Origin of the sequence: Micromonospora sp. WMMD956, from assembly GCF_029626125.1 — a bacterium.
Taxonomy (GTDB): domain Bacteria; phylum Actinomycetota; class Actinomycetes; order Mycobacteriales; family Micromonosporaceae; genus Micromonospora; species Micromonospora carbonacea.
On sequence record NZ_JARUBI010000005.1, the window covers coordinates 7015390 to 7040586 of the forward strand.

Below are 25197 nucleotides of genomic sequence, written 5' to 3' on the forward strand. Positions count from 1 at the left end.
CCGGCCGGGGCGCGCGGGCGACGCCGGCCGCAGGCCGTGGCCGGGCGACTCAGGCGGGCCGGGCGACTCAGGCGGGCCGGACCGCCTCGATCAGGAACCGCCGGGCGTGGGCCACGAACGGCCCGTCGGCCTCGATCCGGTCGTGCAGGCGGGCGAGCTGCGGCCGGAAGCCCTCGACGGTGAACCCGGGCACCGTCCAGACCACCTTGCGCAGGAAGTAGACCACCGCCGCGATGTCGTGGAAGACCGTGCGCAGGCTCGCCTCGCGCAGGTCGAGCACCCGCAGCCCGGCCGCCTCGGCGGCGGCGACGGCCTGGCCGGGAAGCTGCCGCCGAGGCGGGGGCAGCGGGCCCAGCATCGCCTCGCTCAGCTCCCGGACGGTGCCGCCCCGGATCTGCTGGGACAGGAACGTCCCGCCGGGCCGCAGCACCCGCGCGACCTCGTCCCAGCGGGTGTGCACGGGGTGCCGGCTCACCACGAGGTCCAGGGTGGCGTCGCCCACCGGCAGCCCACCGCCCTCGGCGACCTGGAGCACCGTCGCGCCGACCGGGCGCAGGTTGCGGCGGGCCACCTCGACGTTGGGCGGCCACGCCTCGGTGGCCAGCAGGACCCGGGGCGGGCGGGGCACCTCGGCGAGGACCTCCCCGCCGCCGGTGTCGACGTCCAGCGCCGCGTCGGCCCGGGCCATCCGGTCGGCCACGAGGCGGGCGTAGCCCCACGGCGGCCGCTCCTCGCTGGCCCGCCCGTGCAGCCAGGAGAAGTCCCAGCCCTGCACTGGCACGGACGCGCCCTCGGCGACCAGCTCCTCGAATCCCCGCTTTCCGCTCATGGGCGGACAGCATCGCCGCGCCCGGCCGCCGGGACAACCGGTTTCAGGCGCGGGGCCGGACGATCTCCACGGTGGAGCCCGCCACCGGGCCCAGCGCGTCGAGGGTGCCCGCCTCGGCGCGCCCGGACTCGAACTGCCGCATCAGGCGGGCGCCGAGCCACACCCCGGCCCCGCCCAGCCCGAGGGCGACCAGCTCGGCGGCGAGCATGACGCCCGTCGCGCCGCGCTGCGGCGAGTGCGCCCGGATCAGGCAGGTCAGCAGGAACAGCGCGGCCATCGCGGCGTTGACCAGGTTGAAGGTGATCTTCAGACGGCGGGTCGGGTCGCCCGCGGCGTCCCACAGGTCGACCATCCCCGCGACGGTGGACAGCGCGGCGGCCACCAGGGCGGCGACGGACGTCCAGTAGCCGACCTCGCCAAGGAAGGCGGGCCCCCCGACCACGTCGGCCAGGTCGAAGACGGTGGCGCTGACGAAGAGCCCGAACGGGAACGTCACCAGCATCGGTTGGATGGGATGCCCGTGCACCCGCAGTCGGCTCTCCATCGTGGCCCTCCCCTGGTCGCGTCAGCTCACCGGTCCAGGGTGCTACCCGCCGGCCGCCGCAGGGAAACGGCCGTCGGATCGCCGACAGGCCGGTGGCCGGCGCGCCGGCCCGGCTAGCCCTCCCGGGGGCGGGCGACCGTGGCCACCAGGCGTTCGGCGACCTCGCGCAGCGGGATGGCCAGCGACCTCGCCGCGCTGCGGAGCACCTCCAGGGCCTCCGGGGCGGGGCAGCCGCGCTGGGTCATGATGACGCCGATCGCCTGCCCGACCACCCCCTCGCCGAGCAGGGCGGCGTGCCGCTCGCTGGCCTCGGCGGCCCACCGCTCCCGGTTACGGACGGCGGCCAGCAGCAGCCCGGCGTGCTCGGCGAGGAGCATCGCCGTGAGCTGGTGCCGGGTGGTCAACGCGTCCGGCGTCGAGGCGTAGAGGTTGATCGCCCCGACGACCTGCTCGTCGACGTCGACCGGCGCGGAGATGACGCCGCGCACCCCCACCCGCCGGGCCCGGGCCGTCCAGTCCGGCCAGCGCGACTCCCGCCCGAGGTCCTCGGCGAGGATCATCTCGCGGCGGTGGATGGCGCTCAGCGCCGGCGTGTCCGGGCCGTCGCTCAGGTCGTCCAGGCCGGCGAGGGCCGGGTCGGAGGCGGCCACCCCGGCGGGCTCGCCGGCCCGCAGCGCCGTGAAGCCGCACCAGGCGACCCCGGCGACGGCCGCCTGGGCGATCCCGACCAACCGGACGAGCGCCGTGTCGAAGTCCGTCACCGCGATCAGGCCGGCGGTGAGCTCCCGCAGCAGCGCCGCCGTCTCCAGCACGCTCAGGGTCTCGGTGCCGGCGACCCGCGTCTCCAGGTTCACCGGGCCACTGCCCCCGCCGGGGACGCCGGCCGGCGACGCCCCGCGCCGCCCCTGCGCTGTCTCATCGTCTGTGCTCTCCCGATTCATTCGACGCGCGCTAGTACCCCCGGCAAGCCGGGTCGAAACGGCCGAAAAGTAGCACCTCAGCGCGGGGCGGCGCTGAGTCGACGCCCCACCGAGGCGATGAGCCGGTCCAGCTCCGAGCCGAACGGGTTGTCGTGGACGAGGTACGTCCACGTCGCCGACGGCCGCACCAGCGTCGAGGCGTCCGGCTCCCAGTCCTCGTCGAACTCGGTCTCGTCGAACGTGGCGATGGTGCGCGCCTCGATCTCCGGCACCAGCGCGTTGAACGCCGGCACCGCCGCCCGGTGGAACTCGTCGAGCGGGTCGAGCCGGCCCAGCGCGCGCAGGTGCACGCCCTCGCGCACCTCGGACAGCTCGGCGAGGTGCTCGGCCCACAGCCGGTCGAGGTGGAACAGGGCGATCGACCGGGCCGCCCGGGCCAGCAGGTCCTCGTCCATCTCCTCGGCCTTCTCCGGCACCCGCTCCAGCAGCATCAGCGCGGCGATGTCGCTGGTCAGCAGCCGCTCCCGCCGCTCGGCGAGGGCCTTGCGCTGCTGCTCGATCACCACGCTGTAGCGCCAGGTGTTGCGGTGGATCTCGTGGTTGACGCCCTCGGCGACCCGCTGGGCGTGCTCCACGGCGTAGTCGACCTGCGGGTCGGTGACCAGGCCGTCGGCGTTCATCCGGGGCGACGCCGGGATGGCGTCTCCGGCGTGCCGGACCACGAGGTCGTCCTCCAGGCTGACGAAGAACACCGACCCGCCCGGGTCGCCCTGCCGGCCGGCCCGGCCGCGCAGCTGGTCGTCGACGCGGCGGCTGTCGTGCCGGCCGCTGCCGATGACGTAGAGGCCGCCCAGCTCGGCGACCCGCTCCGCGTCGGCCGAGTCGCTGCCGCCGAGCCGGATGTCGACGCCCCGCCCGGCCATCTGGGTGGAGACGGTGACCGCGCCGTACGCGCCGGCCTCGGCGATGATCGCCGCCTCGTCGTCGTCGTTCTTGGCGTTGAGCACCACGCAGGGCACCCCGGCGGCCTCCAGGCCGACGGCGAGCTGCTCGGACTCCTTGACGTCGAGGGTGCCGACCAGCACCGGCCGGCCCTTGTCGTGGCAGCGCCTGATCTCGTCGACCAGCGCCTCGTCCTTCTCGGCCCGGGTGGCGTAGATGCGGTCCGGCTCGTCCTCGCGCACGCAGGGGGTGTTCGGCGGGATCACCGCCACCTCCAGGCCGAAGAACTCGCGCAGCTGGTCGCCGACCAGCACCGCCGTGGCGGTCATGCCGCACACCTTCGGGTAGAGCGCGATGTACGCCTGCACGGCGATCGTGCCCAGCACCTCGCCCTCGGCGGTGGCGTCGAGCCCCTCCTTCGCCTCCACGGCCGCCTGGAGGCCGTCGGGCCAGCGGCGGCGCTGGGCCACCCGGCCACGCATCTCGTCGATCAGCTCCACCGAGCCGTCCCGCACGATGTAGTCGACGTCGCGGTGCAGCAGGGCGTACGCGTGCAGCGCCACGTTGACGGCGGAGAGCTGCCCGACGTGCTCGGTGTCGTAGAGGTCGATGCCGCCGAGCTTGGCCTCCACGGCCGCCAGGCCGGCGGAGGTGAACGCGACGCTGCGGCCGTCCTCGGCGACCGTGAAGTGCTTGCCCTTGCGCAGGCCGCGCACCAGCGCCGCGGCGGCGTGCACCGGGTCCTGCTCGCCGCCGACCGCGCCCGCGAGGACCATCGGCACCCGGGCCTCGTCGATCAGGATGGAGTCGGCCTCGTCGACGATCGCCGTGCGCAGCGCCGGCTGGACCCGGTCGTCGAGGTCGGTGACGAGCTGGTCGCGCAGGTAGTCGAAGCCGGCCTCGCTGACCGAGACGTAGGTGACGTCGCAGGCGTAGGCGTCGCGGCGCTCCTGCGGGGTGGACGCCTCGTTGACCCAGCCGACGCTCAGCCCGAGCAGCGCGTAGACCGGCTCCATCCAGCGGGCGTCGCGGCGGGCCAGGTAGTCGTTGACCGTGAGCACGTGCACCGGGCCGTTGCCGAGCCGGACGTGCCCGTACGCGGCGATCACGGCGGTCAGGGTCTTGCCCTCACCGGTGGCCATCTCGGCGACCTTGCCGGAGAGCAGGGCCATCGCGCCGAGCAGCTGCACGTCGTACGGCCGCTGGTCCAGCCCGCGCCGGGCGGCCTCGCGGCCGATCGCGCAGATCTCCTCGTAGCCCGTGGCGGAGCCGGCGGCCTCGGTGAGCTCGGCGTCGGTCAGCGCCGACAGCTCCTCCTCACGGGCCTCGATGGCCGGCAGCAGCTTCTCCAGCGGGCCCAGGTCGACCGTGGTGCCCGGGCGCTGGAGGAACCGACGGAACCTGCTCTTCAACCGTTGCGACACACCCATGAGCCGCAACGGTACGCGACCCGGGCCCGATCGCGCGGCCCGGTCAGCCGGTCAACACCACCTGCAACTCCTGTCGCCGGCGTTCGGCCAGGTCGGTGAGCAGCTCCGGGGCCTGATCGAAGGGCACCACCGCCGACACGAGACGCGTGCGGATCCGGTCACCGTACGCCCGCAGCAGGTCGACGGTCTCGGCCGACAGCCGCTCCCGGTCCCAGGTCGGGGCGAGCCCGCGCGGCACCCGCCCGATCTGGGCGCAGCGCAGCGACAGCCCGTTGTGGTGGAACTCCTCGCCGAGGCGGACGGCGTCCGCGCCCCCCTGGTAGAAGGCCAGGTCGATCACGACGCCCTGGGGGCGCAGCAGGCGCAGGGCGAGCTGCAACGCCCACGCCTGGCCCCGGCACTGGAAGACGACGTCGGCGCCCCGGTCGCCCGGGGCGTGGTGCCACCGGGTCTTCAGCACCACGGCCGGGTCGTCGGCGTCCGGGTCGAGGGTCGCCAGGCCGAGCGCCTCGGCGACCGCCCGCCGCTGCGGGGTGGGGTCGAGCACCACCACCGACGCCGCGCCGTGGTGGCGGGCGAACAGGGCGGTGAGCAGGGCCACCACGCCGCCGCCGACCACCGCGACCCGGCGGCCGGCGACGCCGTCGCCGAGGGAGCGCACGTCGGTGCCGCGCAGGTCGGCGGCGGCGTGCAGCAGCCCGTTGGCGCAGATCGGGCCCATGTGCGCGACGTAGACGCCGAGCAGGGGGTCGAGGTCGTCGGGCAGCGGCACGAACCGCTCGGTGAGCGGGTCGGCGACGTGGGAGGTGCGGTGGCCGTAGGTCATCGCACCGACCGTGCCGACGGCGACGGCCGGCGTGCGGCTGTCCACCACCCGTCCCACCTGCATGTAGCCGAGCCGGGTCACCGGGTACGGGCTGCCCGCCCCGCCCGGCTGGAACAGCCCCAGGCCGGCGTTCCAGGTGGCGTGGAGGTAGGGGTTGGTGCCCTTGACGAAGCTGAGCTCGGTGCCGGCGGAGACGCCGCTGTAGAGGGTCCGCACCCGGAAGGTGCCGGCGCGCAGCTCGTCGGCGTCCTGCTCGACCAGCTCGACCCGCCCCGGGCCGCTGACCACCACCACCCGGTCACGCATCGACGCCCACCGGCGTCGTGGCCGGCACGGGCACGCGGGGGGCCGCGGCCGGACCGGTCGGCAGGGACACCGGTCGCCCGGTGCGGGCGCTCTCGGCGATCGCGAGGGCCAGCCGCTGGGTGCGCAGCGCCTCGGCGTACGGGACCCGCACGTCGTCGCCGACCCCCCGGACCGCGTCGACGAAGGCCCGGTCGACGGCGACGCGGGCCCCGTCGGGGCTGGCCGGCAGGTGCCGCTCGCCGTCGGCGTCGCGGACGGTGAGGCCGTCCTCGGTCAGGCTCAGGGCGAGGCCGTCGGCCAGCACCTCCAGCCCGGCCCGGTGCTTCCAGCCCAGCACGCAGGCGGCGGAGACGGTGCCCACCGCCCCGCTGGCGAAGCGCAGGGCGGCGGTGGTCACCGAGTCGATGTCGGCGCCCTCGACGGGCGGCGGGGCGCCGTCGCCGTACGCGGTCACCTCCGTCACCTCACCGGCGAGCACCCGCATCAGGTCCAGCACGTGCGCGGCCTGCTCGACCACGGGGCCGCCGGAGCGGTCCCGCCGCGCCCACCAGGCGACCGGGGGCACCCTGTCCAGCCACGCGCCGCCGACCATCCGCACCGGCCGGTCGGCGAGCAGCTCCCGGGCCCGCTGGACCACGTGCAGGTACCGCCAGTGGTGGCCCACGCCGGTGAGCAGCCCACGCCGGGCCACCAGGTCGGCGATCCGCTCGGCCGTGTCCAGGTCCACCGCGACGGGCTTCTCCACGAACATCGGCACCCCGGCGGCGATCACCGCCTCCTCCACCGGCCCGTGCGCGAAGGGCGGCACGCAGACGTACACCGCGTCGGGGCCCGCGGCGAGCAGCTCGCCGACGTCGGCGAACGTCCGCGCCCCGTGCGCGCCGGCCAGGGCGGCCGCGGCGTCGCGCGCCACGTCGGTCACGCCGAGGAGCTCGACGTCGTCGAAGCCGGCCAGCACCCGGGCGTGGCGCTGCGCCACCCCGCCGGCCCCGACCAGTCCCACCCGGCATCCGCGCATCGGCACTCCCCTTCGCCACGCTTTCGCCTTCCGCGCGACGGACACTGCCCGGTGGGCGCGCAATCAAACGTTCACCTGCCCAAAACCGGTGGGGGCGCGGCCCGTGATCAAGCTGTTAGCGACAATCCGGTTAGCGCGCGGGCGGGATTGGGAATCCCGTACTCCGCGTCTTCCACCACGATCTGGGGGTGCGTCAGTGCGGGATGCAGAGGCGAGTGTGACACCGGTGGTGGAGGCATGGGCGACATACCGGACCAGTTCGGCGGCCGAGTGGACGTCGCGGCGGCTGCTGCGCGCCAAGGGCGACAGCCGGGTCAGCGTGGTCCTGCCGGCACGTAACGAGGAGGCGACGGTCGGCGCGATCGTGTCGACCATCCGCGAGCACCTGATGGACCGGGTGGCCCTGGTCGACGAGCTGATCGTGGTCGACTCCCGGTCGACCGACCGGACCGCGCAGGTTGCCCGGGCGGCCGGCGCGGAGGTGGTCGGCCAGGACGAGATGACCCGGGGGCTGCCCCGGCTGACCGGCAAGGGCGACGCGCTGTGGGCCGGGCTGGCGGCGGCCGAGGGCGACGTGGTCGCGTTCGTCGACGCCGACCTGCGCGAGTTCCGCCCGCACTTCGTCACCGGCCTGATCGGGCCGCTGCTGACCGACCCGTCGGTCGACTTCGTCAAGGGGTTCTACCACCGGCCGCTGGTGGGGGCGGCCAGCGTGGAGGCCGACGGGGGCGGCCGGGTCACCGAGCTGATGGCCCGCCCCCTGCTCAACCTGTTCTGGCCGGAGCTGGCCGGCTTCGTCCAGCCCCTCGCCGGCGAGTACGCCGGCCGCCGCGACGTGCTGGAGCGGGTGCCGTTCGTCTCCGGGTACGGGGTGGAGACGGCGATGCTGATCGACCTGCTCGACCTGCTCGGCCTGGACGCGTTGGCCCAGGTGGACCTGGGCGAGCGCCGGCACCGCCACCAGGACACGGCGGCGCTGGGCCGGATGTCGGCGCAGATCATGCTGACCGCCTGGTCCCGGTTGCAGCGGCGGGGCTGGGCCAACCCCGACGCCGTGCCGGCCGCCCTGCTGACCCAGTTCCGGCGGGGCGGCTCCGACGCGCTGCCCAACCTCGACCGGGAGATCGTCGTCAGCGACGTCTCGGTCGAGGAGCGCCCGCCCCTGGCGGAGCTGCGGCACCGGGTGCCCCGGCGTCGGGTGCCCGCATGAGCCTCACCGTCCTGATGAACGCCGGCCCGTGGCTGTCCGTGCCGCCGCCCGGCTACGGCGGGATCGAGAACGTGATCGCCACCCTCGTGCCGGAGCTACGCAGGTTGGGCGTGCGGGTGGTCCTCGCCTCCGTGGAGAGCAGCACCCTGCCCGTCGACGAGAAGATCGCGGTCTTCGGCGACGGCCAGTTCCCCGCGCTGCAACGGCCGTACAACCAGGTCTGCGGCATCTCCCAGGCGCACCTGGGCGGCGTGGTGCGCGCGCTGCACGCCCGCGACGACATCGACCTGGTGCACGACCACGTGGAGGCCGTCGGCCTGGCCACTCTCGCGGCCATGGGCCCGCAGGGCCCGCCGGTGCTGCACACCCTGCACTGGGACCTGGCCAAGCACCCCGACCTGTACGGCAACCTCGACGGCGGCGACCGGGTGCGGGTCAACGGGGTGTCCGCCGCGCAGCTGGCCCGCGCGCCCCGGGCGCTGCGGGAGCACTCGGTCGGCCACGTGCACCTGTCCACCCCGCTCGCGGTCGACGCCGACCGGCGGCCCCGGCCGGACAAGGGCGACTACCTGGTCATCCTGGGCCGGATCAACCCGGGCAAGGGCCAGGACGTCGGCGCGCGGCTGGCGCGGCGGGTCGGCGTGCCGCTGGTGCTCGCCGGTCCGGTCGGGCCGTACCACCGGCCGCAGGACCTGGCCACGGCGGGCGACGAGGCCCGGCAGAACCCGGACGTGCGGTTCTTCTACGACGAGGTGGCCCCGCACGTCGACGGCGACCTGGTCCGCTGGGTCGGCACGGTCGCCGGGCGGGACCGCGACGACCTGCTGGCCGGGGCCCGCGCCGCGCTGTTCCCGCTGCGCTGGGAGGAACCCGGCGGCACGGCCGTGGTCGAGTCCCTGGCGCTGGGCACCCCGGTCGTGGCGACGGCCCGCGGCTGCCTGCCGGAGCTGATCGAGCACGGCCGCACCGGGCTGCTCACCGCCGACGAGGACGAGCTGGCCGACCTGCTGCTGGCCGCGAGCGTGCTCGACGGCGACGAGTGCCGCCGGGAGGCGGCGACCCGGTTCACCCCGGCGGTGATGGCGCGCGCGTACGTCGGGCTGTACGAGAGGGTTCGGCAGACCGCGACCTGCCCCCTGCAACCCGCCTGACGGCGGCGCAAGGAGGGGCACCCTGTTAACGCTTCCGGTAGAGCAGGGGCCCCCTGTTAACACCGCCGCCGCCCGATCCGCGCGTTTGCGCTGGGCGGTGGTGGGAAGCCGCGATCCGGCCGGGCTCTGCACCCGGCGGTGAGGAAGTCGCGGTGAGGAGGTCGTGGTGGCCGGTCCGATGGCCCACGCGCGGGCCCGACGCAACCCGGCCGACGGCCGGGCGCCGGTGCGGCGCGCCGCCGCCACCGTCGGCGTGGTCTTCCTCCTGGTCGGGCTGCTCGGCTTCGTCCCGGGGATCACCACCGGCTTCGGCGACCTGCGCTTCGCCGGGCACGGCTCCGGGGCGAAGCTGCTCGGGGTGTTCCAGGTCTCGGTCCTGCACAACGCCGTGCACCTGGCGTTCGGGCTGGCCGGCCTGGCGCTGTCGCGCACCTGGGACGGGGCGCGGACGTTCCTGATCGGCGGCGGGGCGGTCTACCTGGTGCTGTGGCTCTACGGCCTGGTCGTCGACCACGGCAGCGGCGCCAACTTCATCCCGGTCAACGACGCCGACAACTGGCTGCACCTGCTCCTCGGCGCCGGCATGATCGCGCTCGGCGTGCTCACCACGCGTGACCGCCGACGCCGCTGACCGCCGACGCCGCTGACCACGCCCGCCGACCCGCTGCGCCCGTCAGCGGTCCCGTTTCGCCCGGCGTCGCGCCGGGTACGTCCGGGTCACCCCGAGACGGAAACGAGGACCGCGCAATGCCGAGCCGGATCACCTGCGAGGTCCGCGACGAGTCGCCGGTGACCGTCGTACGCGTCGCCGGCGCGCTCGACCTGGCGACCATGCGGACGGTGCACCGGGTGCTCGACCGCTGCCTCACCGCCCAGCCGGACGCGCTGGTGGTCGACCTCCACGACCTCACCGTGCGTGACGGGCTCGCGTTGTCGGTCTTCGCCGCCGCGGCCCGCCGGGCGGCCGGTTGGCCGGCGGTGCCCGTCGTGCTCTGCGCGCCACCGGCGCGGACGGCCAGCTGGCTGACCCAGTCGAGGGTGTGCCGGGGGCTGCCGGTGCAGCGGGACTGCGCCGAGGCGGCCCGGACGGCGGGGGCCGCCGCCGCGCCCCGGCTGCGGGTCCGCCTGGAGCCGGTGGCGGGCGCGTGCCGGCGGGCCCGGGAGCTGGTCGCCGACGCGTGCGGCCGGTGGCACCTGCCGGATCTGGTCGGCCCCGCCTCGGTGGTGCTCAGCGAGCTGGTCGGCAACGTGGTACGACATGCCGGCACCCCGATGCAGGTCACGCTGACCCTGCGCCGGCCGTACCTGCAGGTGGCCGTCGCCGACGGCAGCCGGGCCGCGGCGCGGGCGGCCACCCGGACGGACCTGCGGGCCGAGGGCGGCCGGGGCCTGCTGCTGGTGCGGGAGCTGACCCAGCGCTGGGGCAGCGCGCCGGTGGTCGACGGCAAGGTGGTCTGGGCGATGCTGCCCGCGGCCACCTGAGGCGGCTGTGCCGGCGGCCGTCGGACCGCGTCGCCCGCGAATTGACCGAAATTACCGCTCTCGCCTGGTTACATAGGGAGAGGGGCGGGTAGGCACGCCCGTCCCTTTCTGTCGCCACCGACGGGGTGAGAAGCATGCCCAAGCGGGTAACCACGGAGCCTGCCCGAGACCGGGGGCCCGCGATCCTCGCGCCGGCCCGCTTCGGCGGCTTTCCCGGCCCGGTCCGCCCGGCGCTGCCCGGCGCGAAGCTGATCAAGCTGCTCGGGACGACAGACGCCAAGCAGATCGGCCTGCTCTACCTGGTCACCTCGTTCGTCTTCTTCCTCATCGGCGGGGTGCTGGCCCTGCTGCTGCGGGCCGAACTGGCCCGGCCGCGCCTACAGTTCCTCTCCCCGGAGCAGTACAACCAGGCGTTCACCATGCACGGCACGATCATGCTGCTGCTGTTCGCGACGCCGCTGGTGTTCGCGTTCGGCAACTACATCGTCCCGTTGCAGATCGGCGCGCCGGACGTGGCGTTCCCCCGGCTCAACGCCTTCGCGTACTGGCTCTACCTGTTCGGCGGGACCATGGTCGTCGGCGGCTACGCCACCCCGGGCGGGGCCGCCGACTTCGGCTGGACGGCGTACACGCCGCTGAGCCGGATGGAGCACTCCCCCGGCATCGGCGGGAACCTGTGGATCGTCGGCCTGGCCGTCTCCGGTCTCGGCACCATCCTCGGCGCGGTCAACCTGATCACCACCACCCTGACCCTGCGCGCCCCCGGCATGACCATGTTCCGGATGCCGATCTTCACCTGGAACATGCTGCTCACCAGCGTCCTGGTGATCCTGGTCTTCCCGCTGCTGGCCGCCGCCCTGTTCGCCCTGGCCGCCGACCGGCTGCTCGACGCACACGTGTTCGACCCGGCCACCGGCGGCCCGATGCTGTGGCAGCACCTGTTCTGGTTCTTCGGCCATCCCGAGGTCTACATCGTGGCGTTGCCGTTCTTCGGCATCATCACCGAGATCATCCCGGTCTTCTCCCGCAAGCCGATCTTCGGCTACACCGGGCTGGTGCTGGCCACGGTCGCGATCACCGTGCTGTCGATGAGCGTCTGGGCGCACCACATGTTCGCCACCGGCCAGGTGCTGCTGCCGTTCTTCAGCATCCTGAGCTACCTGATCGCGGTGCCCACCGGGGTGAAGTTCTTCAACTGGATCGGCACCATGTGGAAGGGGCAGCTCACCTTCGAGACGCCGATGCTCTTCGCCGTCGGCTTCCTGGTCACGTTCCTGCTCGGCGGGCTCACCGGGGTCCTGCTGGCCAGCCCGCCGGTCGACTTCCACGTCACCGACTCGTACTTCGTGGTGGCGCACTTCCACTACGTGCTGTTCGGCACCATCGTCTTCGCCGCGTTCGGCGGGGTCTACTTCTGGTTCCCGAAGATGACCGGGCGGCTGCTCGACGAGCGGCTGGGCAAGCTGCACTTCTGGACGATGTTCGTCGGCTTCCACGCCACGTTCCTGGTGCAGCATTGGCTCGGCGCCGAGGGCATGCCCCGCCGGTACGCCGACTACCTGCCCGGCGACGGTTTCACCACGCTCAACATGATCTCCACGGTCGGGTCGTTCGTGCTCGGCGCGTCCACGTTGTTCTTCATCTACAACGTGTGGAAGTCCTGGCGGTACGGGGCGATGGTGACGGTCGACGACCCGTGGGGCTTCGGCAACTCGCTGGAGTGGGCCACGACCTGCCCGCCCCCGCTGCGCAACTTCGACCGGATGCCCCGGATCCGCTCCGAGCGCCCCGCCTTCGACGCCAAGTACGGCCGCCTCGTCGCCGACCTGGGCCGGGACCTGCCGCAGCGCACCACGAAGCCGCCGCAGAGCCTCGCCGAGGAGCTGCACCACGAGCGGCACCTGCCCGAGTCGCCGGCGGCCGAGGGCGCGCACGGCGCCCGCGAGGCCGTCGAGTACCAGCCCGCGCCGCAGTCGGGCGCGCGGCCGGTGGACGTGCCGGAACCGGAGGAGGTCCGCCGGCCCAGCTTCGACGCCACCGACGAGCCGGAGGTGGGCGGGCTCGGCGCGGAGCGGGCCCCGCAGGAGAACGAGCGCTGGCGGCACCCGCACAGCCGCGGCGACTCGACGGAGCGCTGAGCCCGCCCCCGCGACGGGGTCCGGAGTGTGAGAAGGGCGCCCCTCTCTACCTCAGGCGTTAAGAGGGGGCCCTTCCTTGCGCCTCAGCCGCGCTTGGTCACCGGTTCCGTCTCGGCCGGGCCGTTCTGCCACGGCGGCGGAGCGTCGGCCAGCATCGCCTGCCGCAGCCAGGTCAACGCCCGCGACAGCAGCCGGGAAACGTGCATCTGGGAGATGCCGAACCGGGCGGCGATCTCGGCCTGGGTCTGGTTGCCGTAGAAGCGCATGGCCAGGATCCGCCGCTCCCGCCAGGGCAGCCGGTGCAGCAGCCCGCTGACGGTCACCCGGTCGTCGACGGACTCCAGCGCGTTGTCGCTCTCGCCGACCAGGTCGCCGAACTCGGCGGAGCTCTCCCCGCCGACGGGCGCGTTGAGCGAGGCCGGGCTGTAGCCGGCCGCCGACTCCAGCGCCGCGAGGATCTCCTCCTGCGGGGTCTCCAGCCGCTCGGCCAGCTCGGCGACGGTGGGGGCCCGGGACAGCTCGCTGGTCAGCGCGGCGGTGGCCTGCCCCACCTCCAGGATCAGGTCGCGCAGCCGGCGGGGCACGTGCACCCCCCACGTCCGGTCCCGGAAGTGACGTTTGATCTCCCCGACGATGGTGATCGCCGCGTACGCGGTGAACGAGCCCCGCTCCGGGTCGTACCGGTCGACCGCGTTGACCAGCCCGAGGCGGGCCACCTGCTCCAGGTCCTCCAGCGGCTCGCCCCGCCCCCGGTAGCGGCGGGCGAGCCGCCCGGCGAACGGCAACGCGAAGCGCACCAGGTCGTCGCGGGCCTCCTGCCGCCGCTCGGGGGGCAGGCCCTCGATCCGCGCCGCGTACGCCAGCGCCGCCGCGTCGAGGTCCTCCAGCCCCCGGTCGGTGGGGGGTGGTGCCGTGGTCGTGCTGGGTTGTCCGAACATCCGCGCCTCCCTCAGGAAGGTCCCCCGCCCGGGTCGGGAAACCGGACGTGCGCGTGGTCGAGCCACGCACCGGGCCGGAAGTGGGTCACATGACGGGATCCGTCGAGGAGCGGCGACAGGCGGGCTGCGCAGCCTGGCCGGGCCGTCGCAGCCAGCGGTGTTCCCGCTCCGTAGGTACTCAATCACGCCGGCCCGGGTTCGCGAGGATGTTTCGGCCGGTCGGTGCGGGCGACTGCGGCGCGCCGGTGGCGCAGCGGCCGGCGGCCCGGCCCACGGACCGGTCAGCCGACCACCAGGCCCTGCCGGGCGCCGCCGGCCCGAAACGCCTCGACGGCGGTCGCGGCGGGCAGCGGCGGCGGGGCCGGCAGGTCGTACGGCTGGGCGCGGAGCACCTCGGTGGCCCGGCGGGTCGACACCGTCGCGACCGGGTAGCCCCGGGCGGCGGTGCGGTCCAGGGCCCGGCGGCGGCGGCCGAACGCGGCCACGGCCAGCCACTGCGGCAGGCCCGCGAGGGCCGGCGAGCGCATCCCCGGCGACTCCGGGAGCACGTCCACGGAGCTGAACGGCTCGCTGCCGGCCAGCCACCACTCGGCGGCGTCGACGCTGCGCCGGGTGGCGTTCTCGCACCAGTACGGCACCAGCCCCGCCCGCACCACCTGCCACGGGTCGAGCAGCCGCCCGCACTCCACGACGAGGCGGTCGCCCGTCTTGCCGGCCCGCCGCAGCCATCCCCGGTACAGGTCGGCGACGGCGGCGCTGAGCGCCTCCGGCCGGGGCACGAGCACCCGGTGCACCCCGTTCCCGCGCCGCCCGGCCCAGTCCCGGACGGCGAGCTCGAAACCGGGCTCCACGCCGTGCTCGGCGTATCCCCGCGGGCAGGAGACCGCCGGGGGCTGCCAGCGGGCCCCGTCGCCGCCGACGGAGCGGAGCACCTGGCGCAGGGCGTGCGAGTCCGGGTCGAAGTCCACCGGGTCCAGGCCGCTGGCCGGGGAGCCGGCCTGGAAGCTGTGCCCCCGCCCGGCGTCGTACACCGGCCAGGTGCGGGCGTCGCGCAGCAGCAGCACCGGGCCGTCGGGCGCGAGGCGGTCGGCGAGGAACCGGGCGTACGCCGCCGGCAGCGACTGCCAGCGCACCAGGAGGGAGACGGTCGCCCCGGACAACGGGCCCCGGCTGGCCGGGCAGTGCACCTGGCGCACGTGCACGTCCGGGTTGCCGGCCAGCAGCCGGCCGGCGAGCGCGGCGCCGTGGTCGAGGGCGGCGGCGGGCCGGTCCACCGCGCCGCCGCTCCAGTGCACCGTCGTCTCGAACGCGGCCGGCAGCCAGGGCACCCCGAGGGCGACCGCCAGGTGCACGGCCGCGCCGTGCGGCGAACCGAGCACCACGCCCGGGTAGCACCGGCGCGGGTACTGGTCGACGATCCACCGGGCGACCCGCTCGGCGTCGACCTCGGCCGCCTGCTCGGGGGTGAGGGCGACCCGTCCGGCCGCCCGCGCCGTCGCGCCCCGGCGCACCGGCTCGGGGGCCCCGGTGAAGCGGGACGGCGCGCCCGGGTTCCGCAGGTCGGCGCAGTCCTCCCCGCGCAGCGCCCGCACCGCCGCGGCGACCATGATCCGGGCCGTGCTGCCCGCCGTCATCACCCGGTCGCCGGCAAGTCCGGCCCCGTCCGCCATGAGGTCCCGGCGCGCCGTGTGCGTCGGTCCGGACCCGCCTCGTTCGCTCACCACGCGGCCCGGCTTCCCGTCCCGATGGGGTCTAAACGGGGCGTCCGCCACCGCGCGTGCCCGCTGGGCGGGTCGTCCGCTAAACGAGGTCCTCCGCCTCGACGGCGACCCGGTTGTCGAGCATCCGACCGCGCACCCGCCGGGCCGCCTCGCCGTCGGCGAAGAGGCCGCGCAGGTCCACCAGGGCCGGCTCCGGGGGACGCAGCGCCACGGTCGGGTCGACCACGGCCTCCAGCACGCTCGGCCGGTCCGCCGCGAGGACCTCGTCCCAGGCCGCGCCGATCAGCTCCGGCCGGTCCACCCGGACCCCGTGCAGGCCGAGCAGGCGGGCCCAGCCGGCGTACGGGACGTCGGGGCGCCGGTCGGCCACCCCGGACGGCGGGCGGCCGTCGCCCACGCCCGAGTTGTCGCGGTTGTTGAGCACCAGCACGACCAGCCGGGGATCCGGCCACTCCCGCCAGTGGTGGGCCACCGTGATCAGCTCGGCCAGCCCGTTGAGCTGCATCGCGCCGTCGCCGGCGAGGGCGAGCACCGGCCGGTCGGGGCGGGCGAGCTTCGCCGCCACCGCGTACGGCAGGGCGCAGCCGGCCGACCCGAGGGTGCCGCAGAGGTGGGCGGTGACGCCGGGCGGCAGCTCCAGATGCCGGGCGTACCAGTAGACGACCGAGCCCACGTCGACGGCGACGGCCGCCTCCCGGGGCAGCCGGGCGGAGAGTTCGCGCAGCACGAGCTGCGGGTTGACCGGCCCGGCGGGCTCGGCGGCGCGGGCCGCCGCCGCCCGACGCCACCGGTCCACCGACGCCTCCACCGTCTCCCGCCATGCCCGCCGCGGCCGGTCCGGGACGCGCGCCAGCAGGGCCCGCAGCGTCTCGGTGGCGTCGCCGACCAGCGGCACGTCCACCGGGTACCGGTTGCCGATCCGCCGGCCGTCGATGTCGATCTGGACGGTGCGGACCTGGCCGGGCAGCGGGTAGTAGTCGGTCCACGGGTCGTTGGTGCCGACCAGCAGCAGGGTGTCGCAGCCGCCCATGAGCTGCGCCGCCGCGGTGGTGCCCACCTCGCCGAGCACGCCGGCGTGGAAGGGCAGCCGCTCGTCGAGCACCGGCTTGCCGAGCAGGCTGGCGGCCACCCCCGCGCCGAGCCGGTCGGCCAGCGCCACGATCTCGGCGGCCGCGCCGTGCCCGCCCTGCCCGACCAGGATCGCGACCCGGTCGCCGATGCCGAGCAGGGAGGCGGCGGCGGCCAGGTCGGCGTCGTGCGGCAGCACCCGCGCCAGCGGCTCCCCCGGCGTCGCCGACACGACCCCGGCGAACTGCGGGACCAGGTCGGGCACCGGGGCGACCTGCACCGCGCGGGGCAGCACCACGCAGGTGGGGCTGCGGGTGGCGGCGGCGGTGCGGAACGCCTGGTCCAGCACGGCCGGCACCTGGCCCGGGGTACGCCCGTAGCGGACGAACTGGTTGCAGACGTCGCCGAAGAGGCGGCTCAGGCCGATCTCCTCGTGGGCCCCGCCGAGCGGGCCGTCGATGTCCTCGCCGACGATCGCCACCACCGGCTTGCTGTCCAGCTTGGCGTCGTACAGGCCGTTGAGCAGATGCACCGCGCTGGGGCCCTGGGTGGCCAGGCAGACCCCGATCTCGCCGGTGAACTTGGCGTGCCCGCTGGCCATGAACGAGGCCGTCTCCTCGTGCCGGGCGGGGACGAATGCGGGGTCCCCGCCCGCGCGGTCGAGGGCGGCGACGACCGGGGCGACGGCGGGGCCCGGGCACCCGAAGGCGCGCGGCACCCGCCACGCCCGCAGCCGCTCCACCACCAGGTCGGCGACCGTACGCTCAGCCATGTGAGCGGCCGGGCGTGGCGGCGTCGACGTAGCGCAGCACCGCCCCCACCCCGTCGGTCAGCTCGGGCGCCTCGTCCGGCGCGAGCACGGTCAGCTCCGCGTCGGTGCCGACGAGCGCCCGCACCAGGGCCGCGTCGGCGCGTACCCGCTGGGGGTCGGCCACCGCGACGGCGGTGAGCTGGCCCGCGTCGGTGGCGATGTCGGTCGGCTCGGGGCCGACCCAGAGCTGGGCCGTCGACGACGGGTCGTCCACGATCAGCATCGTGTCGACCTGGTTGCGACGCAGCGCCGACACGACGGCGTCCAGGCCCGCCCCGACGTCCTCCTGGACGCCGAAGCGGTCCAGCGCGGCGGTGACCCGCTGGTCGGCCACCTCGGCGATGGTCTGCACGGTGACGTCGTCCATCAGCGCCGGGTCCGCCCCGGCGTGCCGCGACCCGGCGTCGGTACGCACCAGCACGTCCTGCCAGCGCTCCGGCAGCTGGGCGGCGATCATGCCGGTGGCCCGCACGTCGCCGGCGACCACCACCACCTCCGCGCCGACCTTCTCGGCCAGCTCCACGGTGGCCGCCGCCGCGTCGCCGGCGTTGTGGTGCCAGGCCTCCACGGCGGCCCGCTGGTAGCGCGAGTGCGACCAGCCGCCCGCGTTGACGCGGCGCAGCGGGAAGTCCTCCCGGCCGGTGACGTGGGCGCGGCGCGGCACCCCGCCGGCGCTGACGGCCACGGCGTCCGCGCCCCTGCGGTCGGCCAGCACCCGCACCCAGGCGACCTGCTCGCCGCGCTGGGCGAGCAGCGGCATGGTGTGCGGCAGCTCCGACACGGTCGCCAGGTCCCGCAGCGGCGGGGCGGACAGGTACTCGGTGAGCACCGCGCGGCCCCGGGTGGCGAACACGGCGATGCCGTAGTCGCCCGCCATCGGGTCGTGGCCGCGGACGACGCGTTCGACGGCGTCCACGGTCGGCGCGTCGGCGCCCTGCTCCAGCAGTCGCCCCTCGATGGCCCGCCACCGCAGGTCCAGCGCGGGGCGGGCGTCGTGGGTGTCCCGGGAGGCGTCCAGGTAGACCGAGCACCACGGCCCGGGACGGTCGTAGAGCGGACGCAGGAAGGACAGCTGCATGCTCGACCCCTTTCCGGCTCGGCCCCCCGCTTACCCGCGCCGGTCGCCTTGTCACCTGGCCCGGTCACCCGACCCGGTCGCCTGGCCTGCTGCTCCCGGCGTCGGCTCCCGCCGCCGCGACCCGCCACGAACATGACTCGCGTTCATTCATGTCGTTCGGCCGCCCCGGCGGATACGATCGGTGTAGCGAATCGGACTCTCCGTGGTGAACGACTCTCGGTGGTGGACAATGGACGGCGACCTCGACTACCGGCGGATCGCTCGCCCGACGCAGCGGATCGTCACCGGCCGCGTCGTCCGGTTGCTCGACGGCTACCCGCGTGAGCTGAAGATCGGTCAGCCCGTGCTCGTCGCCGTGGTGACGGCCGCCAGCGTGATGGGGCTGCTGCTGCTGGCGTTCCGTTCGCTGCTGTCCAGCGGCGGTGGCGGCGCCCGGCGCACCTGGAAGGAGCTGCGCAAGGGGCCGGAGTTCCTGGTCACCCCGCTGCGGCTGCGCGACTCCAACGACCAGCTGTGCGAGGTGGAGCTGCACGGGCACCTGGCGCAGAGCGCGCTGCACCCGGCCGACTGGGTGCAGATCACCCTCAAGCCGCAGGATCCCGACCTGCCGCCGCGCGTCGAGCAGATCGTCAACCTCACCACCGGGCAGCTGCTGCGCCCCCGCCACGCCACCCTGTGGAGCCACCTCGGGCCGCCGCTGCTGCTCCAGGCCGCCCTGGGGGCGCTGCTGGTCCTCGTGATCGGCGCGGCGATCCTGCTCACCTGAGCGTGCGCCGCCAACGGGTGGCGCGCCGGTCCTGCTCGCCCGAGCCCCGCCCCGCGCCGCCCGACGGGAAGCGCGCCGGGCGGTCAGCCGACCGGGGTGCGGGGGCGCTCCGGGGCCGGCGCGGTGCGCAGCATGCCCCGGCGGGCCGCCCAGCGCTCGAAGACCAGGGTGGCGAACGGCGGCACCGAACAGGCCAGCGCCACGAGGGTCGGCCACGCCCGCCACCGGTGCAGCCGCGCGACGGCCAGCACCAGCACGCCGTACGCGACGAACAGGCCGCCGTGGATCGGGCCGAAGATCTTCACGCCGATCTCGTTGCCCGGCGGGCCATATTTGACGGCCATGCCGACCAGCAGGGCCAGCCAGGAGCACGCCTCGGCGACCGCCGCCGCGACGAACAGCTTCGTGATCTTCTCGCGCATCGTCTCCCCCACCGGTTGCCGGCCATGCTAGCCAGCCCGCCCGACGGCCCGGCCGACCGGGAGGCGGAGGCGACGGGGATCACGCGGGCCACAGGTGGGTACGTAGAGGGACCTTCGGGTCTTCCCCCGGGCCGCCGCCGCGTGCGAGGTTGGGGGAACCAACGGTGACAGGGCGGTGACCATGGGCGAGGAAGTCGCGGCGCGCACCTTCAGTCGGGAGGACCGGGCGCGCTATCGGGAGAAGGTGCACCGGTGCCTGGACGTCTTCGCCGAGATGCTCCGGGAGTCCCGCTTCGACGTGGAACGGCCGATGACCGGCCTGGAGATCGAGCTGAACCTGGTCGACGACGGGTCCCTGCCGGCGATGCGCAACGCCGACGTGCTCGCCGCGATCGCCGACCCGAGCTTCCAGACCGAGCTTGGGCAGTTCAACGTGGAGATCAACGTCGCGCCGCGCCGGCTGGCCGGCACGGGCACCGCCGCGTTCGAGGAACACGTACGGGCCAGCCTCAACGCCGCCGAGACCAAGGCCCGGGACGTCGGCGCGCACATGGTCATGATCGGCATCCTGCCGACGCTGCGCCCGGAGCACCTGACCGCCGAGACGCTGTCGGCCAACCCGCGCTACAAGCTGCTCAACGAGCAGATCTTCGCCGCGCGCGGCGAGGACCTGCGGATCTCCATCAGCGGGGTGGAACGGCTCGCGGTCACCGCCGACACCATCACCCCGGAGGCGGCCTGCACCAGCACCCAGTTCCACCTCCAGGTCAGCCCCGCGCAGTTCGCCGACCACTGGAACGCCGCCCAGGCCGTCGCCGGCATCCAGGTGGCCCTCGGCGCGAACTCGCCGCTGCTGTTCGGCCGGGAACTGTGGCGCGAGACCCGCATCCCGCTGTTCCAGCAGGCCACCGACACCCGGGCGGAAGAGATCAAGGCCCAGGGGGTACGCCCACGGGTGTGGTTCGGCGAACGCTGGATCACCAGCGTGTTCGACCTGTTCGAGGAGAACGTGCGCTACTTCCCCGCCCTGCTGCCGGTGTGCGACCCGGAGGACCCGGCCGAGGCCCTGGCCCGGGGCGACGTGCCGAAGCTCGCCGAGCTGCGGCTGCACAACGGCACCGTCTACCGCTGGAACCGGCCGGTGTACGACGTCCACAAGGGCCGGCCCCACCTGCGGGTCGAGAACCGGGTGCTGCCCGCCGGCCCCACCGTGCTCGACACCGTCGCCAACGGCGCGTTCTACTTCGGGCTGGTCCGGGCCCTCGCCGAGTCGGACCGGCCGCTGTGGTCGCAGATGTCGTTCAGCGCCGCCGAGGAGAACTTCACCAGTTGCGCCCGGCACGGGATCGACGCCCAGGTGTTCTGGCCCGGCCTCGGCTACCTGCCGGTCACCGAGCTGGTGCTGCGCCGGCTGCTGCCGCTGGCCCACCACGGCCTCGACCGGTGGGGGCTGGACCCGGCCGAGCGGGACCGGCTGCTCGGGATCATCGAGCAGCGCTGCCTGACCGGCCGCAACGGCGCGACCTGGCAGGTGGAGACCCTGCACCGGCTGGAGTCCGCCGACCACCTGGACCGGCCCGAGGCGCTGCGCGAGGTCGTCCGCCACTACGTGGAGCTGATGCACAGCAACCGCCCCGTCCACGAGTGGCCGATCCCCTGACCGTGCCCCTGACCGGGCCAGGAGTCCCGGGCCGACGGGCCGGTGCCCAAGGCCAGGGTGGGCCGGTTCCCGGGGCTAGGGTGGGCCGGTGCCGAACACCGACGCGGCGATCGACGCCGCCCTCGCCCGGCTACGCTCCCTCGCAGAGCAGCTTCCCTACCCCGGGGACTGGCTCCCGGCCGCCCGCCCCGACCCGGCCGGGGTGGTACTCGCCGAGGACGAGGGGCTGTCCCGCCTCGTCGTCGACCCGGCCACGGGTGCCGTGTCCCTCCTCGACGAGGGCGGGTCCGAGCCGGTGAACTCCACGCTGGACGCGCTCGTCGCCTGCGCGGAGGCGTACCTGGCGGCCCGCGCCGAGGCCGACGCGCTGCCCGACGACGCCGACGACGACCTCGAGGCGGTCGGCGAGCGGCTCACCGACCGGTTCCGGCAGCTCGACCCAACGTCGGTGGGCGACGAGAACCGCTTCTGGTCGGTGGCCGCCGAGGAACTCGGCTACGGGATGACCTGACGGGTCGGCCCTCCCCGGTGGCGACGGGCCTGACGGCGCGGGCGGCGCTTCGGCGGCCTGAACGCGGGCGGCGCTTCGGCGGCCTGACGACGCGGGCGGTTCGAAGGGTCGGCACCTCCGGCGGCTACGCACCGGGCGGCTACGCACCGGGCGCGTCGACCATCGGTTCGTACCGGTCGCCGGCGTCGCTGACCGGGCGGTAGTCGTCGTCGGCCGCCAGGCGGTGCAGCGCCTCCAGCAGCAGCCCGTCGGCCTCCGGCAGGTCGAGCGCCTGCCGCAGCCGCGCCCGTTCCGCGTCCAGCTCCGGCCAGTCCTCGCGGATCTCCTCGTCGGCGCGGGCCAGCCACTCCCGCAGCCGCGCGCCGCCGTCGTCGCCGTACGGGACGCTCGTCGCGTCGTGGATGCTGGAGAGCCCGACGACGAGCGCGAGGGCGGCGCGCAGGTCGGTCGCGATCAGCCCGCCCTCGCCCTCCGAGCCGACGTACAGCACGGGCCGGGCGACGCTGGTGCCCACCAGCATGAAGGCCCCGCCCGAGGCGTCCCCGGCGATCATCTCAAGGGGTTCGCCGCTGGGCAGGTGCACCGCCTCCGGCGGCCCGTCGGCCGCCCGGTCCAGGTCGAAGTCGAACCGGCGCAACAGGTCGACGATCCACGCCGCGCCGGCGATCCGCCCCAGCAGCAGACTCTCGCCCCCTGCGGCCCGCTCGCCCCCTGCGCCTATCTCGGCCCCTGCGGCCCTCTCGTCACCCACCCCGCGACGCTACCCCACCCCCCAGGCCCCTCCCTCGCTCCTCCGCTCGCCCGCTCACCCCGCGATCTTGCACTTGTGGCCCCCTGTTCGCCCGTTATCACCGTTATGCGGGGGCCGAAACTGCAAGATCGCGGAGAACGGGGGTGCAGGCGGGGCGCGGGATTCAGGAGGAGGGGGTGGGGAGGTCGTGGGTGGCGTGGAAGACGACCGCACCGAGGACCTCCGCCGGGGTGCGGAACCTGTCGAGGCGCGCGCCCGCAAACGTGGCCTCGCCGTGGAACGAGGCGCGCCCCTCCGGGCCGCCAAGGCGGAACGCGGCCCCCTCGAACGTGGCCCCGTCGAAGCGGGTGACCCCGTGGAACTGGGCTGCCGTGAAGTCGGCGTGGTCCACCGCGCAGCCGCTGAGGTCGAGGTCGACCAGGGTCGCGCCGCACAGCGACAGGCTCATGCCCGCCCAGTGCACCGCCCCGCCCGGCTCGTTCCGCTCGTCGGGCCTGCCCGAACCGCCCGGCTCACCCGGGGCACTGGCCCCCTGGCGCAGGCGTGCGGCGAGGAGTCGCTGGGCAGCGCGGCGCAGCTCCACCTCGCCGGCCTGCGCGGCGGTCAGCTCGCCGGTCACGTGGAACGGCAGCGGGGCGCGCAGGTAGCCGCAGACGGCGTCCACCACCCGCTGGCGCAGCTCCGGTCGCGCGTCGCCCAACTCGCCGAGGATGCGCAGGCCGGCCCGGCGCACATCGGGGTCGGGGTCGGCGAACTGGCGGGCGTACGGCGCGACGGAGCCGTCGGGCACGAGCACCGCCGCGTCGCCCGGGGCGGACGGCCCCTGCGGACCGGTTGGTTCGTTCGCGTCGTCCAGGCCGAGTTCCGACGTCCAGCCGAGGGGCCAGCATATCGGCTCGTCGTCGGCCGAGCCGGCCCACCGGGCGTCGGCGAGGTCCACGGCTGGCTGGTCCAGGTGCACGGGCCCACTGAACCACGCCCCGCCGAAGGTCGCCTCCGCCCCGAAGCGCGCCTTGTAGAACCAGGCGGGGCCGGCGAAGCGGGCCCGGCGGAATGAAGCCGGGCCGACGAAGCGGGCCCCGTCACCGCCCTCGGTCCACTCCTGGTAGTCGCCCATCAGCACCGCCACCGGCCAGCCGGGGTCGTCCTCGTTCGGCTCGTCCCACTCAGCGGGCCGGACCTCCTCGATGGTGTCCCAGGCCGGGTCGTCCTCCCAGAACTCCTCCTCGCCGCGCCCGAACCAGGCCAGCCCGCCGAACGCCGCGCCCGCGAAGCTCGCCGGCCCCCGGAACCGGGCCCGCCCGAACACGGCGTCGGCGGCGAAGTGCGCCTCGTCGAAGCGGGCAGCTCCGTGGAAGAGCGCGCGAGCGAAGATCGCCTCGCGGGCGAACCGGGCCCCGGCGAAGGAGGTCGTCCCGAGGAAACGGGCGTCGTCGAACCGGGCCCCGGCCAGCACGCAGCCGCCGAGGTCGGCGTCGACGAGGGTCGCCCCGGCCAGGTCGACGCCGACGGTTGACGCACCCGCGTCGGGCCGGAGCAGCCCGGCCAGCACGCGCCCCGCCACCCGCCGCCCGTCGGCGTCCAGGTTGGCAGGACCGTCAGCCGGCGTACGCAGGTATGCGCACACCGCGTCGGCGGCATGCTGCCGCAGGTCGGGGTGGGCCGCGCCAACCTCGGCGAGCCGCCCCAGGGCGGCCTCCCGCTGCCCACCCGCCGCAACCAGCACCTGCCGGCCGGCAGCCCGGCGCTCCTCGACGCCCGCCGCATCGTCCACCACGTGACCCCTCCGCACCCGACGGCCGCCCCGCACACCGGCCCCGCTGCCGGGTTGGCCCCGACGCGTCGGCGCAGGATAGCCGCAACGACCGACATCGGCGCAGGCACCGGAGACTCGGGACCTGTGCCGTGTCCGTCGGCACACGGTCGGGTCGCCGTCATCGTCGACCTGCCGGCGGCGTGCTGGTGGGTCCACCACCAGGCCACCCCGTACGGGCTGTGCCGGCAACAACGGTGCCAGCACTGCCCGCTCGCGGTTCCTGAGATCACCTCGCGCCATGCAGGGCTTGACGGGTGACACTCATGACCCGCGAGACAGAACCTGCCGCGAACGAAAGAATGCCAACGAATTCATAAATGTTTATGAACTTCCTTCGCCATCATGGAAGCTGTGCATCATATCGATTACTGTCATTTTGCCAGCCTGGCGAATTTACGGGGATGGGAGATCCTGTGAGAATGAGAGCTATACCATCGGCGATTGCTCTGGTGGGTGCGTCGGCGGGAGCGATGATTCTGCTGACCGGAAGCCCGGCCATGGCCGCCGACACCGCCTACCTGGAGCAGACCCAGTACCTCACCAGCACCCCCACGGACTCGCTGGCCACCACGTGCACCAGCAAACGGATCACCCTGTCGGCGGGGGACTACACCTGGGGCAACTACTACCCCGGCTCGGTCCAGGATCAGTACCTCGGCGCCACCACCTACACGTGGACGACCTGCCTGGACCCGAAGAACGGGTACTACCGGCAGACGACGACGCTGGACCCGGATCATTCGGGATGGGCCAACGCCACCATCAGCGATGATTTTGTCATCTCCCCGTCCGGCAACTGGACCTGGGGTTCCTACATCGATCCCCACTTCTGATCCAGCCTCCACCACGGGTGCCCGGG

22 protein-coding genes are annotated in these 25197 nt (G+C 74.8%); 9 read left to right on the forward strand and 13 right to left on the reverse strand.

Annotated features, from left to right (window positions below; all coding sequences use genetic code 11):
• Window positions 1-67: 67 nt before the first annotated feature.
• The 6 genes from O7628_RS30405 to O7628_RS30430 all read right to left on the reverse strand — a co-directional run bounded on the left by O7628_RS30405 (window position 68) and on the right by O7628_RS30430 (window position 6815).
• Window positions 68-829, reverse strand: a complete 762-nt coding sequence (locus tag O7628_RS30405; RefSeq protein ID WP_278135809.1) for a class I SAM-dependent methyltransferase — start codon at window positions 827-829, stop codon at window positions 68-70.
• 43 nt (window positions 830-872) lie between these two features.
• Complete coding sequence (locus O7628_RS30410) at window positions 873-1373, reverse strand: DUF2231 domain-containing protein (RefSeq protein WP_074473336.1); 501 nt, start codon at window positions 1371-1373, stop codon at window positions 873-875.
• 113 nt (window positions 1374-1486) lie between these two features.
• Window positions 1487-2227, reverse strand: a complete 741-nt coding sequence (locus tag O7628_RS30415; RefSeq protein ID WP_278135810.1) for a GAF and ANTAR domain-containing protein — start codon at window positions 2225-2227, stop codon at window positions 1487-1489.
• 143 nt (window positions 2228-2370) lie between these two features.
• A complete protein-coding gene (secA2, locus tag O7628_RS30420) occupies window positions 2371-4665 on the reverse strand; it encodes an accessory Sec system translocase SecA2 (protein WP_278135811.1) in 2295 nt (764 codons plus the stop codon).
• Window positions 4666-4708: 43 nt separating this feature from the next.
• The gene (locus tag O7628_RS30425; RefSeq protein ID WP_278135812.1) at window positions 4709-5797 is read right to left on the reverse strand and encodes a zinc-binding dehydrogenase; all 1089 of its coding nucleotides are present in this window, start codon (window positions 5795-5797) and stop codon (window positions 4709-4711) included.
• Entirely contained in the window at window positions 5790-6815 is a 1026-nt protein-coding gene (locus O7628_RS30430; protein WP_278135813.1) for a Gfo/Idh/MocA family oxidoreductase, read from the reverse strand. Before O7628_RS30430 ends, O7628_RS30425 begins: the two co-directional genes overlap by 8 nt.
• A 229-nt stretch (window positions 6816-7044) precedes the next feature.
• Between O7628_RS30430 and O7628_RS30435 the strand changes: the two genes are divergently transcribed.
• The 5 genes from O7628_RS30435 to ctaD all read left to right on the forward strand — a co-directional run bounded on the left by O7628_RS30435 (window position 7045) and on the right by ctaD (window position 12796).
• Window positions 7045-8025 carry a glucosyl-3-phosphoglycerate synthase gene (locus tag O7628_RS30435; RefSeq protein WP_278136445.1) on the forward strand — a complete coding sequence of 327 codons (981 nt, stop codon included), beginning with the start codon at window positions 7045-7047 and terminating at the stop codon, window positions 8023-8025.
• Entirely contained in the window at window positions 8022-9176 is a 1155-nt protein-coding gene (locus tag O7628_RS30440) for a glycosyltransferase (RefSeq protein ID WP_278135814.1), read from the forward strand. The genes O7628_RS30435 and O7628_RS30440 overlap by 4 nt, the downstream gene beginning before the upstream one ends.
• A gap of 178 nt (window positions 9177-9354) precedes the next feature.
• A complete protein-coding gene (locus tag O7628_RS30445) occupies window positions 9355-9807 on the forward strand; it encodes a DUF4383 domain-containing protein (protein WP_278136446.1) in 453 nt (150 codons plus the stop codon).
• A 116-nt stretch (window positions 9808-9923) separates the two neighbouring features.
• Window positions 9924-10658, forward strand: a complete 735-nt coding sequence (locus O7628_RS30450) for an ATP-binding protein (protein WP_278135815.1) — start codon at window positions 9924-9926, stop codon at window positions 10656-10658.
• Between the two features lie 134 nt (window positions 10659-10792).
• Entirely contained in the window at window positions 10793-12796 is a 2004-nt protein-coding gene (ctaD, locus tag O7628_RS30455; protein WP_278135816.1) for a cytochrome c oxidase subunit I, read from the forward strand.
• Between the two features lie 83 nt (window positions 12797-12879).
• Here the strand turns inward: ctaD and O7628_RS30460 are convergent, their stop codons facing one another.
• From O7628_RS30460 to O7628_RS30475, 4 genes are all read right to left on the reverse strand, one after another.
• Window positions 12880-13734, reverse strand: coding sequence for a SigB/SigF/SigG family RNA polymerase sigma factor (locus O7628_RS30460; RefSeq protein ID WP_074473317.1), 855 nt, complete (start codon window positions 13732-13734; stop codon window positions 12880-12882).
• Between the two features lie 281 nt (window positions 13735-14015).
• Window positions 14016-15404, reverse strand: coding sequence for a hypothetical protein (locus O7628_RS30465; RefSeq protein ID WP_278135817.1), 1389 nt, complete (start codon window positions 15402-15404; stop codon window positions 14016-14018).
• 130 nt (window positions 15405-15534) lie between these two features.
• Window positions 15535-17295, reverse strand: coding sequence for a thiamine pyrophosphate-binding protein (locus O7628_RS30470; RefSeq protein ID WP_278135818.1), 1761 nt, complete (start codon window positions 17293-17295; stop codon window positions 15535-15537).
• The gene (locus tag O7628_RS30475) at window positions 17288-18412 is read right to left on the reverse strand and encodes a Vms1/Ankzf1 family peptidyl-tRNA hydrolase (protein WP_278135819.1); all 1125 of its coding nucleotides are present in this window, start codon (window positions 18410-18412) and stop codon (window positions 17288-17290) included. The genes O7628_RS30470 and O7628_RS30475 overlap by 8 nt, the downstream gene beginning before the upstream one ends.
• 229 nt (window positions 18413-18641) lie before the next feature.
• On the opposite strand from O7628_RS30475, the gene O7628_RS30480 reads away from it, so the two are divergent.
• Window positions 18642-19178: a hypothetical protein gene (locus O7628_RS30480; protein ID WP_278135820.1), complete on the forward strand. Its 537-nt coding sequence runs from the start codon at window positions 18642-18644 to the stop codon at window positions 19176-19178.
• A gap of 83 nt (window positions 19179-19261) precedes the next feature.
• Here the strand turns inward: O7628_RS30480 and O7628_RS30485 are convergent, their stop codons facing one another.
• Window positions 19262-19600 carry a DUF3817 domain-containing protein gene (locus tag O7628_RS30485; protein ID WP_074473307.1) on the reverse strand — a complete coding sequence of 113 codons (339 nt, stop codon included), beginning with the start codon at window positions 19598-19600 and terminating at the stop codon, window positions 19262-19264.
• 181 nt (window positions 19601-19781) lie between these two features.
• Here O7628_RS30485 and O7628_RS30490 point away from each other — a divergent pair, with 181 nt between their 5' ends.
• Together O7628_RS30490 and O7628_RS30495 are read left to right on the forward strand one after the other, a co-directional pair.
• Window positions 19782-21260, forward strand: a complete 1479-nt coding sequence (locus tag O7628_RS30490; protein ID WP_074473305.1) for a glutamate--cysteine ligase — start codon at window positions 19782-19784, stop codon at window positions 21258-21260.
• An 88-nt stretch (window positions 21261-21348) separates the two neighbouring features.
• Entirely contained in the window at window positions 21349-21771 is a 423-nt protein-coding gene (locus O7628_RS30495; RefSeq protein WP_278135821.1) for an SUKH-4 family immunity protein, read from the forward strand.
• Window positions 21772-21910: 139 nt separating this feature from the next.
• Here O7628_RS30495 and O7628_RS30500 read toward each other — a convergent pair whose 3' ends face one another.
• Window positions 21911-22522 carry a hypothetical protein gene (locus O7628_RS30500; protein WP_278135822.1) on the reverse strand — a complete coding sequence of 204 codons (612 nt, stop codon included), beginning with the start codon at window positions 22520-22522 and terminating at the stop codon, window positions 21911-21913.
• A gap of 163 nt (window positions 22523-22685) precedes the next feature.
• Entirely contained in the window at window positions 22686-24299 is a 1614-nt protein-coding gene (locus O7628_RS30505; RefSeq protein WP_278135823.1) for a pentapeptide repeat-containing protein, read from the reverse strand.
• Between the two features lie 509 nt (window positions 24300-24808).
• Between O7628_RS30505 and O7628_RS30510 the strand changes: the two genes are divergently transcribed.
• Entirely contained in the window at window positions 24809-25171 is a 363-nt protein-coding gene (locus O7628_RS30510; protein WP_278135824.1) for a hypothetical protein, read from the forward strand.
• The last annotated feature ends 26 nt before the right edge of the window (window positions 25172-25197 follow it).